The following is a 16,085-nucleotide window of genomic DNA, read 5'->3' as shown; positions in this document are numbered from 1 at the left end:
AATATGCATTGCAGAGAGGAGATTACGCTTGGGTAAAGGAGAGGATTAGAGATCAATCAGAAGACCCATATATGCCGGAGGAATTTAAACCACAAGCTAAGCTAATTCTAGAAAAGTTCATTAAAATCCTAAAGGAGGAATCATTCGATCCACATCCCTGCCTCAAGCTTTGAGGCCAAAAGCTCAAGATCATCAATCCCATGTTTGCGCATCTGATAGAGCACAAATGCTGTCCATACAGATAGTTCTGCAATAAAAGCATGCATAGAATCTCTTTCCAGCTCTTTTAATGTCAAAAGGGTTAGGCATTTTAGCCTTTCTCAGATTATCATCGAGGTTGGTGGGATGTGCCTGAACTTTATTTCATCGTTTTCTATGTAGATTCCATAGCTTTCCATCATGTTCAGCCCTATTATTGCATCCACTCTTAGGCCTTCGATAACCCCAATTGCTTCCCTCTCCGGCAGGATATATCCCTCAACCTCTATGTAAACAGTAGTATCTCCTATAAGCTTGCCGTACTCACCTTTCACAGCTAATGGAACTTCCTTAGGCTCTTTATAGGGCTCATATCCGATTTTTTCAGCGAATTCCTTGCTGAAATAGCTCCTTCTTTTCTCCGTATCGAACAGGGCTGTAGCTTCTAAAATCCTGCCATCCTTATGCGCTTTAATCCTCTTCTCAACCCTGACCATCTTCCTATCTCTCAGATTATGTTTAAAAAGTTTTGGAGAGAAATACCGTGCTGAGGCTGAATTTTTAAATGGAAAATCACCAATGTAGCACGCTTCATTTTGTTACTTGAGGATTTTATCGGAAACTCCTCAAATTAAGCTCTTCTCGGAGCTTAATCAAAGGGATTGTTTCAAGGGTTGCGTGAAGTTTTAAAATATATAGATAAGAAGCTCCATCGTCGCCAAGCTGATGGATATCTCAACTGCTGAAGAGGTTGAGAGAAGAACCTTGAGACATCCTCAAGGCACTAAAGCTTTTTAAATTTTCAACTCTCTGCATAATCTTGGTAAGGTACATGAATAGTGGGGAGATACTAACTATTCTGCCTCCAGAGCTTGTTGAAGATGTGGAAGAGCTAATGCCCGCTATCCTGCCCCCCGAGGAGGAATTAGAGCATGGTTCTGAGGTTAAGGATTAGGGTATGCTGTGATAAGAAATGCGTTGAGGGCTTGGGAATAGCCAACAGTGGTTTTGCCGGAAAAGAACCGGAGATAGCACTTCCACAGGAGCTTGTAAGAGAGTTGATCGGGGAAGAACCCAGCGTGATCCTAGTTGAGAGGGTGCTGGCTGATGGAAGCAGAGCTCTCTTACCAAGGCTCTCAAACTTCCTCAACGCGTACTTGGTGACCGAGGATAGAGTTGAGGGGCCTGTAAGGAGCTATGCTTACATTACAAAAGGAAGGTTTATACTATTAAATGATGCTCTGCTCAGCAGATTGCGTGTTGTAATCATCGATCCTTTTGAAGGTGTTTGGTGTTTTAGAGATGAGCTCGGTAAGAGGGAGAGAAGAGGAGCCTAACATTAGAGGAGCTGGAAGCACGCTGTTTGCATTCACTATAATGAAGGCCCCTAAAGAAGCGGGCTCTGCATAAGGCCAATTTGCGTTTTCCCACATTAAGATCATTTTCTCCTTATGTTTGCTAAGCGACCACTTGCCAGATCACTTCATTTAAACCTATGGGTTTTAGCGTGTAGGCAAGCTATTTGGTGCTTGTAATGATCTCGCTACCCAAGAGGCTTATTGAAGAGCTTAAGTCTAAGGAGTTTGAGTGCAGTTGGTGTTGTTAGCGCTCTTAGAGATGCATACAATCGTTTAAGCGTGAAGTTTTTAAAATCCAATAGGCATTATGAATAGATGAGAAGCTCTATTGTCGCCAAGCTCGCGGGATATCTTGGTTTACCCGCCGAGGGGGTTGAGAGAAGGGCCTTGAGACACCTCATTCTGGATGAGCTGAGGCATATCAGGGCTGAGAAGGTGATGATTCTGTCCAAGTATAATGTAAAGAGCTTTGAGGACCTCATGAAGCTTGTCGAAGAGGATAAGATGAGCGATGTTGATGCCCATGATGATATAGTCAGGCTCGATTATCTGGAAAACCATGAAAGAGAGCTTGAAGGTCTGTTAAAGGAGCTGGAAGGGCAAACTCATGAGCATAGATGAGCTATACTTCAGGCTTGCAAGCAATAGAGAAGGAATTCAGATGCGATAATATCTATCGATCTAAGGAGCGATAGATTGAGATTTTGTGGACAGCAGCTTCCTTGATATCTGGTTCTCAAGAAGAATCCCAGTAAAGTATGCTTTTCACTGGGAACGTAGGAGCGTGAATGGAACATAGGTGGGATAATGCTGCCCATAGAAGTGCAGCGAATGTAGATACTTATCCGCATCACTTTCATGAGGGTTATCAATCAAACATAAGGCCATTTGAACCAAAGAGCATATGGGAGGACACCTTAAGGGAAATCTTAAACTATATTAGGGATAAAATTAAGCACTCTCCTTCTTCTCTTCTTTAATCCCTAGCTGATTAAGCCTCCTCATTCAAATTATCGGGTTAAAATACGCCAGCTCTTCTTTGACTGCTTTCGAATATATAAAATCATTCCAGTGCATAGTTACATACTAGCAGTTAAGCATAATGCGATAATTTTTATGCAGGCACAATGTAGGATGTCCAGCGAGCAGCTAAAATCATAAAGGATGATAAAAAAGCAACGAAAAACTTGATTGGCTTGAGGACATGTATTCGATTTCAATTGAGCGAAGGGAAATAATAAGACGTGAAATATCGACAATAGAGTTGATAAAAGACGTCGGGTTTGCAGATATACACAAATACCAGAGAGTTGAGGGAGGCAGCATACCTCTTGAATACCTTTCTGATGCAAAAACTGCCGTTGTTTACACCGCCAAGATGGATGAAGTAGTGCGCACATTCGGTAAATGGTATGTAGCAAGCCTCAACAACTTTTTAAAGCGGACAAATGGAAAGGTCGCTGGAATTCTTGAAAAACATGGATTATATGGTCGTGGAATAATTGATGAACGAATTACCAGCAGGTTAATAGGCAAGGTGTCATTTCGCCAGCTTGCTGTCCTAGCAGGTTTGGGCACAATAGGGAGAAATACATGTCTGTTGCACCCAAAATACGGTCCAAATGTCCTGATCGGCACTGTTCTTACAAATTCATATATACCACCTGATGAGCCATTGAACAGGGAGCTTTGCTTAAATTGCGGGATATGCATCGATAAATGTCCTGTGAAAGCAATAAGCAGGAGTTCTTTTGATAGATGGAAGTGCAAGAACAGGCGAAAAATCTTGGGCAGGGGATGTGGAATACAATGCATTGTCTGCTGCCCTGTGGGTCTAAACTCATTTAGAGGTGCACAAAGTTTCCTCATATGACAGCATACAGGAAACTGGTTGCTCGCGTGCTTCTCTTCGCGTGCTTATCGAGCCTTTGATTGGCTTTAATCTTAGCTGCAAACTCGTTCTCATTAGCAAAAAATTGCAATTCTCTAAGAGAAGGCAAGCTTATGTTTTTTCCGTGAATATCTTTCTTTCCGCTTCTTTCCATAGTAGGTAAGTATCATTCAATGCTAAAATCTCATCGCTAGTCAAATTGTGGATTTCAGGCTTCTCATTCACTATCTTTACAGTCCATATATCAATCGGTTCGCCCAATCCGAAAGCTCCTATTTCTATAGCATCTTTTATAATTCTGTAAGCTAGAACTTTCCCTTTTTCCACATTTAGCTCGGGATTGTAGTAATCCTTGATAAATGCATGGGCAAAGGTATCCCCAATCCCAGTACATCCGTATCCCAGTTCTTCTAGGAATTCCTCCCCGCCATCAGGCAGAATGTGCCATATTCTAAACTTCTTCTCTCCTTTATCGTAAAATACAATTAATATGTTTGCCACTGGCGCTCCCTCTTCAGTACCGTGGAAATCCTTATGCCTTTCACGTTCATATTTGTTTATTGAAAAGATTAGGTGACGTATTTTATCCCTGACTGAAATAAGTGTTACCTTCCCCTCAGGGCTCCTCTCTTCAATGGGAGCATTCAGGCCTTCTTCAGAGATCAGCTTTCCGAATTTCCTAACTTCCTCCATACATCTTTGAATTACACCAATGGTACCAGCTGCACCAAATAATAGATCTTCAATCTTGTATATCTTTTTATATTTTTGCCTTATTGGACCGCCTGAGGAGAAGGAAGTAGCCTGTCCATCCGATGCAAAAACTAATCCATCTTTACATTTAATTGCTATAATGAGGGTCATTTCATTAACACCTCTAAATTTATAATGGATTTTTTAGCGTACTCTGGATACTTATTGTAAACATACTGCAATAACTCAAAAATACTTTTTCTAGTAATTAATTTCTTTATCTCCAAAATACCTTGAGCTAATTTTTCATCCATGGCTTTTGAGATTTCTCTGATTTTACCCCTTCCTAAGGGAGTAATCTTATAATAGAACCACCTCCCTCCAGAAGGAACTTGGGTGATAAGCCTCTCCTTACTTAAAAGCTCAAGATCTTGGTAAACCTCAAAACTACAAGGGCCGTAAAGATAGGGCTCGAACTCGTAAAAATCTTCAAGTTTAAGCTCCTGCTTGATGAGAAATAGGCCCTTCATTATCTGGATAGGGCTTAAAAGCTCCAAGTTTTCTACCGGCACATAGATGAAGTATAGTAATATGTCCCTTTTTTCCATTCTTCCCCCTCTCCTAATTGTTTTAACTTAACTCTTCCTCATAAAGTTTTCTGAGGCCTGAAACTCCTCAGCTAGCTCTTCTTTAACTGCTTTTTCATTTACTTTCACGTTCTTACCTCCAGACTTGTTATCGACCTTGATTGGAGGATCCATATTTTATTCTTCATTATACACCACTCTATATCCTGGGGAAATTTAAAAACTTTTTCGACATTCAAACAAATCAAAGCAACCTCCTTTAAATCTTTATCACTCAGGCAGAATTCCTCCATTTCTTCTTTTTGAGCCTCCTTTTTTATAACACCACTCTCAGATGGAACTATCAATATTTTCTTTCTTCCAAGAGCTTTCTTAACGATCTCAAGGTTTTCTTTGTTCAGGATGTAGAGATCTGGTGTGATTGAGCCGGAAACAAGGCTTTCCCCAAGGCCCCATGTAGCTTCTATGATCATCAATTTTCTATCCCCGGTATCAGGATGAGCGGTAAATGTCACCCCGGCTATTTCCGCTGGTATCATTTCCTGGACAATAACAGCCATTCCCTCCAAGTGAGGCAACCTTTTCCTTATCCTATAAATCACTGCCCTCTCATTAAAAAGCGAGGCCCAACATTTCTTTATGCTCTCTAAAACCGGGCTTGCTTCAGCCCTTACGTTCAAGAAAGTGTCATGCAATCCTGCGAATGAGGATTTTAAGCTATCCTCACCCACTGCGGAAGACCTCACCGATACGAATTTTGCATTCAACTTTCTTAAACTGCTTTCTACTTCCAAAGAGATATCCCTTGGAATTTCTCCATTAACAATAAAGTCCCTTATTTCCCTGCTTTTCTCCTGAAAATTTCCCTCGTTGATTTCAGAGCTCAATTTTTCTATCTTTTCCGTTAATTTATTGCCTTCCAAAAACCTGAAGAACGCCTGAGATGTTACAATAAAACCTTTGGGAACGTTAAACCCATTTTTCATGAGAATAGTCAAAGAATATCCCTTTCCTCCGAGCTCTGAAACTCTTGGCTCCTTTATTTCATTCAAGAACCTTATAAACATCATGTCCATCCTACATCACCTCCTTTTCACATGTTAGATTACGGTTTTAATACAGTTACCAGCCAATCTATTAACCTATCAATTCCAATCATTCCAAGCAGTGTAACAATGGTGGTGAAAGCTGCTAGAAGTATCTCAATCCTTCGTAATCTTTCCTGTAATTCTAGGTTATACCGCTTTGATAATAAGTCTTCTACATCCTTTAGATTGCTAAGGAGTGACTGCTCAAGCTTATTAATACCGAAAGTTTCTTTGCATTTTTCAAGAATTATACTCCCCCTTTTAGTACTTATGCTTGTAAGCATTTCATAAGTAACTAGAACTCTGCTAACCTCGGTCTTTAATTCTTCTAATTCTTTAACAATTTTTCTCAGCTCTTTAGATTTTCTAGGTAAACTTTTTACTTTTTCTAATTCTTCGAAAATTATTTTATTGAAAAAGTGGAGAAGCACTTCAAAAATTTTCATTGTTTTTACAATTTCAAAATAAAAGTCTATTGGAAGCGGTCCACCTATATAACAAAACATATTATGATAGTTTATAAAGATAATATCACTATTATATATGGATAAATTTTCATGAACTCCTCTTCTTGTATTCTCTTTTCTTATATCCCAGTACCGCAATGTCCGCCGAACAGCAATAGCGAAAAGCTCTCGTGAATATTCTTGAAAATAATCTTCATAATTATCAAATAATGGACTAAGAGAGCGCGGATGTATAATAGAAAATGTTGGATAAAATTCTATTTCTTCTCTGTTTTTCTGTAAAATTTTCAATATAATATCTTTTAATGTAAGTCTCTCAGAATTCATCAAAATAAGTTTTCCGTCAAAATCTGAAAGGGCATTAGTTAAGACCAATAAGTGATCTGTAGTATACTCTCCGTCCAGCTGTAATGTTATGCAAGATGCGATTACTTTCTGCTTATTGGCAGGATATACCCATATTTTTATTTGAAGTTTCCTATGTAATAGATTTTTTTCTTTAATAAATTGTTCAAGTACAGAGTTTTTGACGGATTCTTTTTCCCACGGGATTGAGCGAAACGAATTTTCATCTATTCCTAAAATTTGTAGAGGTGGGAATGTTTTCATATATACTTTTTTAATCACACTGAAATACCGATTATGAAATAGTCTCTTAAGATAAATATCATTCTCAATATGAGTATCAATTTCCCAGTTTTTGATGTCTAAATCGCCTTTTAAAATACCCAAGCAGAGAAAATGAATCGATACATCTTTAAAAATCAAATGTCTATTAGAATCCATTTAGGCGCATCACCATCCTCATTATTTCATTCTTTTTGTTTATAATTCTTGGATCAAATAGTTTTTTAAATATCTGGACTCGCATAGAAAAAGGGAGTTCTCTCGTATTTTTCATTACGTCGCTTATCCAATTATATGGCTCTTCTTTTCTCTTAATTCTTAGATAAAGCTCCTCTGAAGGTTTCCAGTCTTCTCCTAAAATGTCCATAAATGGCTTTAATACCCAAAAATCTCCTTCTAAGAATTTACTCATAAGACTGTATTTATCCATTTGAGATACCTCTTGAATTGCTCTTTGTATTGATTCCTCGATCGATGACAACAGACGTTGAAGGGCGTCTACTTCTAATGATATTTCCTTTTCATCCACTATGATTGATGTATATATAAGCTTCGATCCTAATACATCGGTTGTACGAATCCTACCTAGTACGTCAAATTTTAAATCCATATCATTAGGATATACTGTAAAAAGTCTTATTTTTTCAAAAGATAAAGTACTGGAAAAATGCCAAAAAGAAGGTTTTAAATTAAAGAATTCTCTTACCATTAATTTACCGAGAGGAGTGTCGTAAGGGCCATGAAATTCTTTTCCATAAGATGGTCTACAAAAATATAAAAACTCAATATAACCAAGGAGTCCCACTATAATACTAGAAATAAGTCTACGAATTAAAAAGGGATTCGTTGAATCAGATACGTTAATGAGATTTACATTTGAAATTTCCTGAGCTACTCTCTCCTCATTCCATATAAGATTCCTACCATCTTCGCAAAAAGGATTTCCATTCCTCAATAAGTTTATTATTTCCAGTAATTTATAGGCGACTCTCGTCTTAAGTACTGCTTCATTTTCATTTGAAGAATCATCCATAAAATTGTACATAAGATGAATAATTTTAGATGGATAACCAAATAAAGAAGAAATATCATTAATACTAAAGTTATTTGCTTCCAAGAAATTGAATATCCTATTTAACCGATAAGCAAGTTCTTTGCTTCCAAAGTAAATAATTATAAATGGATTAAAAACAGGGTGTGGCCAAATATCAGTTGCCGGTTCCTTACTTCGGGTGGCAAGCGTTATTGCCATTATCTCGCAAAATTTATCAAGAAGGTTATTATTATTGAGAAAGTTATTATTGATATACATATATGCACCCCTCATCTCCATCTACAAACACGTCCATACCATCTTTTAATAGATTTATAGCATTCTCAGCTATTACGCAAGGAATTCCTAGCTCTCTTGCTATAACTGCACCATGAGATGTCACTCCACCATGTTCCATAATAAGTGCTTTAGCATGTAAAACAATAAATATATCAAAAGGAGAGAGGAAAGGAACAACTACAACTTCGACCTCTTCTGCCAGAGGACTATTTCTTCCTTTGTTTGCTACTATATATACTTTTCCCCGATATTTTCCTCGTGAAGCTCCAATTCCTTTTATGAGCAATTTAGGCCTTACATTGTCCAAGATTTCACCTTTGATGTAGTTTATTTAAAGGTAAAACTTCTAACTCAGATGGAACTATTATCTTTCCATCATAATATTTTTTGGCTTCCTCAATAAGTTTTGTTGGATCCTTTCTATACTGAGGCATGGGATGTACTAAAGCCAACATTTGAACTTTTGCATCGTTTGCTGCTCGACCGGCTTCTTCAGCAATTCCATGCTTTGTTAGCTCAGCAAATTTTTTTATTTCTTTTGTACCAAGAGCTTCATGTACTAATATATTAGATTCTTTTGCAAGCTCCACTAATCTTTCATCATATATAGTATCTGAGGAAAAGGTAATCTTTGTAGAACTGAGTTCAAAGCTCACGCCTATCGTTGGTACGGAGTGAGTAACTGGAGTAGTAGTTATTTTTATTCCTTCAAATTCAAAAACTTTTTTCTCTGTGTTGCTGGCCTCTAAATTTTCAAAATTAAACATTGGGTACCTTCCTGGTGGGTGGCAAAAACGAAACATATCCATTACCCCCTTGTAAACCTCCGGAAGTGCAATTATTGGGATGACATCTGGACCTTTTCTGCCTTCTATGGCACGTTCTACAAAATTAGAAAAAGCGAAATATGGAAATCCTAAGGTATGGTCAGTATGAGAATGCGTCAATACTACAAAATCTATATCAGTTACAAAGAGTCCTGCTCTATACATTTGTTTAATAGCACCAGGACCCATATCTAAGAAAATTTTTTTCCCTTTTAAAAATAAGATGAAATTTGTAGTTTCATACTCAGCGGTCTGACCGGAGCAATTACCTAATATTATTATTTTATCTTCTTGATTCATTTTTTCTTTCCCGTTCATAATTCATCCCCTCTTCTTTAAGATTTATAACGCTTGGCTGGGATACTCTTCTAGTGTGGATATACCTTCCGGAGGTATTTAAAACTTAATTCTATTTTCATACAATTTTGCAGGTTTGCTGATCTGACCATCATCTAGGCTAGCTCGCACGGCTTTTCTGAAGGTGTTTCTATTCTTTTGATTCCTCCTTTAAATGGGCTGTCATAACCTTTTTCCTACTTGCACCTTTGCGCATGCATGCTAAGCGACCACTCGCCAGATCCAGATCACTTCATTTAAACCTATGGGTTTTAGCGTACAGACTTAAGCTATTTGGTGCTAAAGCCCTGCTTATAACGATCTTGCTGCCCAAGAGGGTTATTGAAGAGCTCGAATCAAAGGGATTTGAGTACAGTTAATGTTATTAGCGCTCTTAGAGATGGACCTGCACACAATTGTTTAAGCGTGATTTTCAAAATCCGATAGATATATAAATGAGCAGCTCTATCGTTGCCAAGCCAGATATCTCAGCCGCTGAGGAGGTTGATAGAAGCCTTGAGACACCTTATCCTGGATGAGCTGAGGCGCATTAAAGCTGAGAAGGTTATTATTTTGTCCAAGTATAATGTAAAGAGCTTTGAGGATCTCATGAAGGTTGTCGAAGGGGATAAGGTGAGCGATGTTGATTCTCATGATGATATAGTCAGGCTAGATTATCTGGAAAACCGTGAAAGAGAGCTTAAAGGCCTGTTAAAGCTGGAAGAGCACTCATGAGATAGATGATACTCAGGTGAAAAACTGGAGAAGGTTCAATGTAACAAAAGTAAAAATAGATCATTAAGATGTTTCAGATGATCCTCTAGATTAGGAAGAAAGGCAGGCTTAAGCATGTCACTCCTCCATCGCACTTCCTGAACTCGGACACATCCACTGTTCTGTATCCCTCCTCAGTTTCTCAATTTTGGATATCCTTCGGACATGAGGATCCTGTTCTCACCAAGATAGAGAACATTTGCAGCATAGGCCTCCTCCAAAGGCACTCTAATCTGCTTGAAACCCCTAAAATACTGAGGATCCACAAGCTCTGGAACTATCACAACCGTTTTCATTGCCGATATAGTTTACTGTGGAGAGCAGGTGAAATACCTTTTCTGTTGGTACTGCGATAACCTCTTGTTTAAAGAATGACTTAAGGGCCTCAACTCCCTTGATATTGGTCCTGGTGGTGAGGCCGACAAAAACAACAGCATCGGTGACCATCACATCACCTCCCTCAAGAGTTGCTGGTGCCTCAACATTTACAGTAATGAAACCGAGCTTTTCAAGGAAATTCTGATGCTTGCCTCCTCACCCCTCCTGCTCGGCTCCCCGAATCTGGAGATGAGCGCTTTTCTGCTTGGAGCCCTTATTAATGCGGTGTCCTGTATGAAGACAGAATCTGGGAATCCATCAAGACTTGGCAGCTTTTTAACCTCAATTCCCTCTTCCTGCAGCGCATTCACATAGTCCTCATGCTGTCTGAGAGCTAAATTCAGATCAACAGTGTTTCTAAGCGGGTGAGTTGAGACACATCTGGGGAATTCACGTGAGGGTGGCCTCACCAGCACGGTGTTGAAGAGCTCTTTAATGTGTTCATGGCTCGTAGACATAATCACAGCGATCATTGAGAAAGTAAAAAATCTTTCTAGTGAGCTTTAACTTTTATGAAAGTAGATTCCCAGCCCTCAGTAATCTTCCACGGTGGTTGCCCTCTCTGTTGGCCTTTTCCAGAAGTTCTTCATCCTCGGTAATGAGAAGTATTTCTGGATTGTGCAATGTAAAGATATGATGCATCATAGAAAGTCGCCAGATCAGCATCATGACACCTTTGCATCTTCCTCAACTTTTCGAGATTCATTAATTCAAGGTAGCCAGATTTACACTCTATCCAGAGCTTCTGCTGATCTTTAAGAAGAACTCCTTCCATACGAGTTACCAGCTCATAAACCGCTAGATCTATCATGCCCTCAAGAAGTTCCACTATTTTCCCTTTTCTAAACAGAATGCCTATCGAGCTTGCATCTAGGACTTCTACCTCTCTTTTCTTGCCTTCTTTATCCGATTAACGATCTCCTCCTCAGGGATTCTGGAGAAGAGCTCTCCAACCCTCTTTGCAGCCTCCTTAGCTTCTTTAATTTTCCTCTTCCTCAGCTCCTCCTCGAGAGCCCTCCTCAGGACATGGCTTATGTTGATCCCATGCTTCTCGGCCTCCTCCTTGAGCTCCTTTGGAATTCTTACGGTTACTGTAACACTCATCATGTAATGCTGAAACTGTAGAGCATATAAATATTTCGCTCAAAATTGTGGATATATATTTCTGTAAGTCATTAAAGCACTCCTGAACTAGGGTGCTGAAATAATGCCTGAAATAGATATATAGAGCTCTCAGTATCTATGAAAAAGTGAGAATTGACCGATCTACTATCCAAATCGAACTGAGATCCAATTTCCACAATACGGACAACGATAATATCGCCAGGTCTCCCCCCACCCCTTTTCGTGTAATCCTGGTAATACGTCTTCTACACGATAGTAATATCCATCAGAGTATTTAGGAAGTGCAATTTGAATCAGGTTACAGCACCAAGGACAATTTATCCACTCTATACCGGCAGTAGCATAAGGGGGCCAAACTATTTCTCCAGGGATTATTTTTACAGAGCCGGTGCATCTTTCCACCGCTCTCTGCCATTTTTCAATAGGTTCGGAGGAAAAAAGCAATCTTAGAAGCTTTTTTCCCCATCCTTCCCCCATTTTACCCACCCTAGGTTCTTATAGCATTAGAGAATTAATAAACCTTTTCGATTACATACCTCAAATGCCTAAGTTTATAGGGCTCTGCCTTTAGAATTCCAGAACCGATCCTATCTCCCATTCTAACTTGAATCAATTCTTCGATATTTTCCTTTCCAACTTTCCTCAATAACCTTCTTACTGGACTTTTCCCGTCCCCCTAGGTTGTTTCAAGTTAGAGAGATGAAAAATAAATTTATGGTGCACCCCGCCCGCTGCAGCATCGTTATAATATTATAGATATACAGTTGTTGTGTGTCCTAGAGAGAAGAACTGAGGACGTGGAGTTAAATCCCATCTATTCCCGTGAGATTCTTGTTTTAGGGATTCTCTTTGTGAGATTCAGGAGACTGTGACAAATGGACTTTTAATATCACTAACACCTTTCAATTCTCATTGTGAGATTCTAAATATTCTGAAAGGCATTGTGGCTTTGTTCTTGCTCTTTCAATTCTCCTTATGAGATTCCTATTCTCCCGAAAATGTCAAAAGGTCAAATGGCAAAACTTTTCAACTCTCATTGTGAGATCCAAAAGATATAAAAAGGCGATCCCGTCGCTCCAAGAGTTCTTTCAACCCTCTTTTTTGGACTCCGACAGACGCTTCAAGAGCTCACATAGTTTAGCTTCCGCTCTCTTTTTATCCCGCCCACCAATAAATACAAACGAGGACCCGAGGACTATAAGAATTCCACCAATCACGTACGCAGGAATCGTCGAAAAACTTAAGATAGCCACTCCTATCGAGATAAATACAAGCCAACATCCTCAAAGTGTCTGTTATTCCCTATTTCCTCCTGAAGACGCTCGATGTGCTCATCACAACATGCCATATCAACCCCTTTAGTCCTGATTCTTCCACCTTATTAATTTTTGTCTCCGGACTCAGACTCTAAACTGGAGTTTGAGTTGGCGGGGCGAGGGAACCTTCTTCATTAGTATACTTATCACCATAATAATAAGTTTATAATAGAGGAACATCTACCAGCACAAAGCCCATATTAGACCATACGATCTGAAATGTACATTAGGTTTGTAAGTACAGAAAGGCTTATAACCTAAATCTGTTACTGTACTGTATGATGGAGATTTTCAATATACTGGAAGAAGAAATTCTGAATAAATTTCCTTGTAAGAAGATAGAGAAAAAGATTTTGAGAGAATTGACAGAAGAAGTTTCACGAATTTCAATGAACATCGTTTTTGAAAAATATACTTCGCCACATGAAGCAAAGTTGGAGTTTGCTGAATTGATAAATAAATATTATCAAGAAACAAAAAGTGATGAAGCAAAAGTGGAATTATTAGAATACAGTTGTGCATTGGCGAAGTACTTAAACAATCTTTTAAAAGGTTATCCAGTATCTTATATAATCTAAATTTTTCTTACAATACCCTTCTCGGTCCTTCTTCTGAAAACACAATTGCAGAAAATCTATAAACTTTTGTGTTAACTAGATCTTTCCACGCATCGCTAGGTAATCCAGCTTTTAGGCAAGTGTGAGAAAGGAATTCTTCCTTACTCATTCTCCAATCAGTTGCCACTTGAGGCAATAATAAACCAGAAAACCAACCGTTCTCAACAACTAAACTATGCTTACCAATTTCGATCCTATCTAAATACTCTTTGAGATTATTTACTAGAGTCTTGAATCCAAAAGTTACGCTTGGTTAAATTATCCGTCGCAATAGCGATTTTTGCGACAGGAGCTGCGAATTTCCTAGGTTAGTGGGTTCGGATACCGATTATCAGGCATGATCAAAGAGACAATTAACTCGGGTTTCATTCAGCCTTTTTCCTTCTAAATAGATGGAGCTTTCCTCTAATATAGAGCTTGTAGCAGAGAGATATGAGGGTAAAGATTGTCAACGTCAAAGCAAAGGCAGGAAAGAATCCGAGCTTGGGCTCTAGGTATTCCATTGCCTGGAATGCACCGAAGATGCCGAACAATATGGTCAGCAGAACCTGCTTTCTGGAGAGATCCTCCTGGCGGGCTCCTAACTCAACTTGGGCTTTGGAAAAATCTTCCTGCTTTTTCAGTGTTTCCTCCTCATAGAGAGTCCTAGACATGTCATCCAGCTCCTCTAACAAAGATTTAAGTGCATCAGCCTTATCTGAGAGCCTTAATCTTTCCTTCCCGTGCTCCATGATACTTCTACTTGGATCTTTTATAAAAAGTGAGACATTCCTGTACTCCTCCAGCCCGTCCGTCAAGCCCTTCCTTATCTCCTCTATCTCGCTGGGCCTCACTATTTCTCCTTTTCTTCTCCTCTCCCTGAACTCCTCGAACTTATTCCGGCAGACTGAGGTATACACATTCAGGATCATTTCTGACAGCGACAAGAATTCCACCGGCTGTACAAGATCAAGTTCTATTGATCGATATTCAAGCTCCCTATCCTTAAATTTCAGCTCTTCATCCAGCATGGTGGAGCTCAAAAAGAGGGATACAGGACCATCAGTTACAAATATCGCATAACGCACATCGGGGGAGAGGTTTTCTCCCAGATCCTTCTTGGCAGCGTCCTCCCGGTAATATCTCCAAGCTCCATAGGCTCCAGAAATTCCAGCTACCTCCCTTAAATGGTTCTCAACAGTATCTTCAGCAGTCGTGCATTTACCGTTGCATCTATGCTTCCTTATGCACAGAACTACGCGAACCAGAGTAAACGGTGTCCTAAGCTTTTTCATAATTTTATCTTCAGTAATATCACTTCTTTTCAATGCATCATAGCTTCCATACTCGCCTTTAAATAAGACAGCAGCATGCAGGGTCTTAATAATTTTCCGTTTAACGAATCCACGCAGCGTTTCCTCTGCTATATTCCCGGATGGATCCTTAATCGTGCATTTTGCATTACGTAGCTTTTTCTCGATCTTTATCAAGTCGTCCGTTGAGAAATTCCCATTCAGATGAATCCATGCTGTTAAAACAGCAACCCCGACACTGTGCAGGAGAAGGTATAACTCGCACTTCAGCTCATTGAGATAGCTGAGCTCCGGATCCTTGATGCTCACATTCAGATCGATTAATTTAAGTCTCATATACCGGCCCAGTTTCAAGTATTCAGGGTCAAATACTCTAAGATCCATCGAAAATATCTCCTTAAACATTGCATGCGCCCTATTAATCTCCTCCAGAAGCCTCTCATTTTTCATTAATTCCTCTATGCTGATCTTTTCCGCATCCTTGATCCCTAGTTCCTTTGCCTTACGACGGACAAATTCCGGTGTAGCTTTAGCTTTCTCAGAAGGAGGAATCCAGATTCCCTCAATTAGTTTATATCCTTCTAACAGTTCTAACAATTCTTTCAGATCCTCCGCTTCAATAGGAGCCCCTAAGTCGAAAGAGATTATATAGACGAGATCCAGATCCTCAAACCTTACTTCTGTGCTTTCAGCCCCCGTCCTCACGTCCACATTTTACTTAAGCAATGAGAACAATATAAATGTTCTGAAAATGATTAACATTCTACCTCCAGATTCCGAGCCTCTTCCTTTATGAAGTCCTTTTTATTGCTTCCTATTCGTCGAGAAATTTCCCTAAACACATCCTGTCAGCCCATATGATAACCCTGAAGACGGAGAACTTAAAAGAAAAGGAGAAATATGGAACTGAGGAAGCAAAAAATTTTATAAATTACTACTAAGAAAGAGAGCTTATGGACATCAGGAATTTATTAGACTTCCTCAACAATACAGACCTAGAAGAATTGGATGAAAGCCTGAATGAACTGGGAGGAAAATCAGAAGAGATTTTTAGGAATAAGGGGGCTGATATAGAAAAAACTATTGTTGAAAGAACCAAAAACATGAAAGGCGAGGAGTTTGTCTGGTTCTGCTTTCTGCGGGGGAACTTTCTCAGGGGAAGGGATGTTGTCTCCAAC

23 protein-coding genes and 1 pseudogene are annotated in these 16,085 nt (G+C 39.2%); 8 read left to right on the top strand and 16 right to left on the bottom strand.

Annotated features, from left to right (window positions below; genetic code table 11):
- Positions 1-320: 320 nt before the first annotated feature.
- A complete protein-coding gene (locus D6D85_RS03590; RefSeq protein ID WP_125670707.1) occupies positions 321-695 on the bottom strand; it encodes a hypothetical protein in 375 nt (124 codons plus the stop codon).
- A 323-nt stretch (positions 696-1,018) separates the two neighbouring features.
- On the opposite strand from D6D85_RS03590, the gene D6D85_RS16975 reads away from it, so the two are divergent.
- The 5 genes from D6D85_RS16975 (at position 1,019) to D6D85_RS03575 (ending at position 3,429) form a co-directional block, all read left to right on the top strand.
- Entirely contained in the window at positions 1,019-1,153 is a 135-nt protein-coding gene (locus D6D85_RS16975; protein WP_272914411.1) for a hypothetical protein, read from the top strand.
- Positions 1,131-1,535 (top strand): hypothetical protein, encoded by a 405-nt coding sequence (locus D6D85_RS03585; protein ID WP_125670706.1) that lies wholly within the window; start codon positions 1,131-1,133, stop codon positions 1,533-1,535. Before D6D85_RS16975 ends, D6D85_RS03585 begins: the two co-directional genes overlap by 23 nt.
- 336 nt (positions 1,536-1,871) lie before the next feature.
- Positions 1,872-2,177: a hypothetical protein gene (locus tag D6D85_RS03580; RefSeq protein WP_125670705.1), complete on the top strand. Its 306-nt coding sequence runs from the start codon at positions 1,872-1,874 to the stop codon at positions 2,175-2,177.
- A 167-nt stretch (positions 2,178-2,344) separates the two neighbouring features.
- Entirely contained in the window at positions 2,345-2,536 is a 192-nt protein-coding gene (locus tag D6D85_RS17205; protein ID WP_373695740.1) for a toxin-antitoxin system TumE family protein, read from the top strand.
- A gap of 224 nt (positions 2,537-2,760) precedes the next feature.
- Positions 2,761-3,429, top strand: a complete 669-nt coding sequence (locus tag D6D85_RS03575) for a 4Fe-4S binding protein (protein WP_125670704.1) — start codon at positions 2,761-2,763, stop codon at positions 3,427-3,429.
- Between the two features lie 129 nt (positions 3,430-3,558).
- Here D6D85_RS03575 and D6D85_RS03570 read toward each other — a convergent pair whose 3' ends face one another.
- From D6D85_RS03570 to D6D85_RS03540, 7 genes are all read right to left on the bottom strand, one after another.
- Positions 3,559-4,311: a hypothetical protein gene (locus tag D6D85_RS03570; protein WP_125670703.1), complete on the bottom strand. Its 753-nt coding sequence runs from the start codon at positions 4,309-4,311 to the stop codon at positions 3,559-3,561.
- The gene (locus D6D85_RS03565; RefSeq protein WP_125670702.1) at positions 4,308-4,748 is read right to left on the bottom strand and encodes a hypothetical protein; all 441 of its coding nucleotides are present in this window, start codon (positions 4,746-4,748) and stop codon (positions 4,308-4,310) included. The genes D6D85_RS03570 and D6D85_RS03565 overlap by 4 nt, the downstream gene beginning before the upstream one ends.
- Positions 4,749-4,852: 104 nt before the next feature.
- Positions 4,853-5,797, bottom strand: coding sequence for a PEP/pyruvate-binding domain-containing protein (locus D6D85_RS03560; protein ID WP_161969670.1), 945 nt, complete (start codon positions 5,795-5,797; stop codon positions 4,853-4,855).
- A 35-nt stretch (positions 5,798-5,832) separates the two neighbouring features.
- The gene (locus D6D85_RS03555; protein ID WP_237558739.1) at positions 5,833-7,068 is read right to left on the bottom strand and encodes a hypothetical protein; all 1,236 of its coding nucleotides are present in this window, start codon (positions 7,066-7,068) and stop codon (positions 5,833-5,835) included.
- A complete protein-coding gene (locus D6D85_RS03550; RefSeq protein ID WP_125670699.1) occupies positions 7,058-8,242 on the bottom strand; it encodes a hypothetical protein in 1,185 nt (394 codons plus the stop codon). The genes D6D85_RS03555 and D6D85_RS03550 overlap by 11 nt, the downstream gene beginning before the upstream one ends.
- Entirely contained in the window at positions 8,208-8,549 is a 342-nt protein-coding gene (locus D6D85_RS03545) for a PEP-utilizing enzyme (RefSeq protein WP_161969669.1), read from the bottom strand. Before D6D85_RS03545 ends, D6D85_RS03550 begins: the two co-directional genes overlap by 35 nt.
- Positions 8,550-8,553: 4 nt before the next feature.
- Complete coding sequence (locus tag D6D85_RS03540) at positions 8,554-9,387, bottom strand: MBL fold metallo-hydrolase (protein ID WP_125670697.1); 834 nt, start codon at positions 9,385-9,387, stop codon at positions 8,554-8,556.
- Positions 9,388-9,876: 489 nt separating this feature from the next.
- Here D6D85_RS03540 and D6D85_RS03535 point away from each other — a divergent pair, with 489 nt between their 5' ends.
- A complete protein-coding gene (locus tag D6D85_RS03535) occupies positions 9,877-10,140 on the top strand; it encodes a hypothetical protein (protein ID WP_125670696.1) in 264 nt (87 codons plus the stop codon).
- A gap of 285 nt (positions 10,141-10,425) precedes the next feature.
- Here the strand turns inward: D6D85_RS03535 and D6D85_RS16795 are convergent, their stop codons facing one another.
- The 6 genes from D6D85_RS16795 to D6D85_RS16970 form a co-directional block, all read right to left on the bottom strand.
- Positions 10,426-10,674: an arginine deiminase family protein gene (locus D6D85_RS16795; RefSeq protein ID WP_237558740.1), complete on the bottom strand. Its 249-nt coding sequence runs from the start codon at positions 10,672-10,674 to the stop codon at positions 10,426-10,428.
- Positions 10,665-11,015: an arginine deiminase-related protein gene (locus D6D85_RS16790; protein ID WP_237558738.1), complete on the bottom strand. Its 351-nt coding sequence runs from the start codon at positions 11,013-11,015 to the stop codon at positions 10,665-10,667. The genes D6D85_RS16795 and D6D85_RS16790 overlap by 10 nt, the downstream gene beginning before the upstream one ends.
- A 128-nt stretch (positions 11,016-11,143) precedes the next feature.
- Positions 11,144-11,386, bottom strand: coding sequence for a hypothetical protein (locus D6D85_RS03525; RefSeq protein WP_125670695.1), 243 nt, complete (start codon positions 11,384-11,386; stop codon positions 11,144-11,146).
- A gap of 50 nt (positions 11,387-11,436) precedes the next feature.
- Complete coding sequence (locus tag D6D85_RS03520; protein ID WP_237558737.1) at positions 11,437-11,664, bottom strand: type II toxin-antitoxin system CcdA family antitoxin; 228 nt, start codon at positions 11,662-11,664, stop codon at positions 11,437-11,439.
- Positions 11,665-11,826: 162 nt separating this feature from the next.
- Positions 11,827-12,159 carry a hypothetical protein gene (locus D6D85_RS03515; RefSeq protein ID WP_125670694.1) on the bottom strand — a complete coding sequence of 111 codons (333 nt, stop codon included), beginning with the start codon at positions 12,157-12,159 and terminating at the stop codon, positions 11,827-11,829.
- Between the two features lie 34 nt (positions 12,160-12,193).
- Positions 12,194-12,328, bottom strand: a complete 135-nt coding sequence (locus tag D6D85_RS16970) for a hypothetical protein (protein ID WP_272914410.1) — start codon at positions 12,326-12,328, stop codon at positions 12,194-12,196.
- A gap of 948 nt (positions 12,329-13,276) precedes the next feature.
- Here D6D85_RS16970 and D6D85_RS03510 point away from each other — a divergent pair.
- A complete protein-coding gene (locus tag D6D85_RS03510) occupies positions 13,277-13,576 on the top strand; it encodes a hypothetical protein (RefSeq protein WP_125670693.1) in 300 nt (99 codons plus the stop codon).
- Positions 13,577-13,583: 7 nt separating this feature from the next.
- Here the strand turns inward: D6D85_RS03510 and D6D85_RS17200 are convergent.
- Positions 13,584-13,817 (bottom strand): annotated as a pseudogene (locus D6D85_RS17200) (AMMECR1 domain-containing protein); the annotation flags it as partial.
- Positions 13,818-13,980: 163 nt separating this feature from the next.
- Positions 13,981-15,618 carry a hypothetical protein gene (locus D6D85_RS03500; RefSeq protein ID WP_125670692.1) on the bottom strand — a complete coding sequence of 546 codons (1,638 nt, stop codon included), beginning with the start codon at positions 15,616-15,618 and terminating at the stop codon, positions 13,981-13,983.
- Between the two features lie 242 nt (positions 15,619-15,860).
- Here D6D85_RS03500 and D6D85_RS03495 point away from each other — a divergent pair.
- Positions 15,861-16,085 (top strand): hypothetical protein (locus tag D6D85_RS03495; protein ID WP_133308290.1); only part of this gene is annotated, 225 nt, incomplete at its 3' end.

The organism is Candidatus Methanodesulfokora washburnensis, assembly GCF_003947435.1.
Classification (GTDB): Archaea; Korarchaeota; Korarchaeia; order Korarchaeales; family Korarchaeaceae; genus Methanodesulfokora; species Methanodesulfokora washburnensis.
The sequence above is the reverse complement of the archived record's forward strand: the minus strand, read 5'-3'. Positions and strand labels throughout refer to the sequence as shown.

Excerpts from the sequence above, each read along its gene's own strand:
- D6D85_RS03585 (WP_125670706.1), top strand. The coding sequence starts at position 1,131 with ATGGTTCTGAGGTTAAGGATTAGGGTATGCTGTGATAAGAAATGCGTT.
- D6D85_RS03570 (WP_125670703.1), bottom strand. The coding sequence starts at position 4,311 with ATGACCCTCATTATAGCAATTAAATGTAAAGATGGATTAGTTTTTGCA.
- D6D85_RS03580 (WP_125670705.1), top strand. The coding sequence starts at position 1,872 with ATGAGAAGCTCTATTGTCGCCAAGCTCGCGGGATATCTTGGTTTACCC.
- D6D85_RS03510 (WP_125670693.1), top strand. The coding sequence starts at position 13,277 with ATGATGGAGATTTTCAATATACTGGAAGAAGAAATTCTGAATAAATTT.
- D6D85_RS03590 (WP_125670707.1), bottom strand. The coding sequence starts at position 695 with ATGGTCAGGGTTGAGAAGAGGATTAAAGCGCATAAGGATGGCAGGATT.
- D6D85_RS03515 (WP_125670694.1), bottom strand. The coding sequence starts at position 12,159 with ATGGGGGAAGGATGGGGAAAAAAGCTTCTAAGATTGCTTTTTTCCTCC.
- D6D85_RS03565 (WP_125670702.1), bottom strand. The coding sequence starts at position 4,748 with ATGGAAAAAAGGGACATATTACTATACTTCATCTATGTGCCGGTAGAA.
- D6D85_RS03555 (WP_237558739.1), bottom strand. The coding sequence starts at position 7,068 with ATGGATTCTAATAGACATTTGATTTTTAAAGATGTATCGATTCATTTT.
- D6D85_RS03520 (WP_237558737.1), bottom strand. The coding sequence starts at position 11,664 with ATGATGAGTGTTACAGTAACCGTAAGAATTCCAAAGGAGCTCAAGGAG.
- D6D85_RS03540 (WP_125670697.1), bottom strand. The coding sequence starts at position 9,387 with ATGAACGGGAAAGAAAAAATGAATCAAGAAGATAAAATAATAATATTA.
- D6D85_RS17205 (WP_373695740.1), top strand. The coding sequence starts at position 2,345 with ATGGAACATAGGTGGGATAATGCTGCCCATAGAAGTGCAGCGAATGTA.
- D6D85_RS16790 (WP_237558738.1), bottom strand. The coding sequence starts at position 11,015 with ATGTCTACGAGCCATGAACACATTAAAGAGCTCTTCAACACCGTGCTG.
- D6D85_RS03575 (WP_125670704.1), top strand. The coding sequence starts at position 2,761 with ATGTATTCGATTTCAATTGAGCGAAGGGAAATAATAAGACGTGAAATA.
- D6D85_RS03550 (WP_125670699.1), bottom strand. The coding sequence starts at position 8,242 with ATGGAGATGAGGGGTGCATATATGTATATCAATAATAACTTTCTCAAT.
- D6D85_RS03560 (WP_161969670.1), bottom strand. The coding sequence starts at position 5,797 with ATGATGTTTATAAGGTTCTTGAATGAAATAAAGGAGCCAAGAGTTTCA.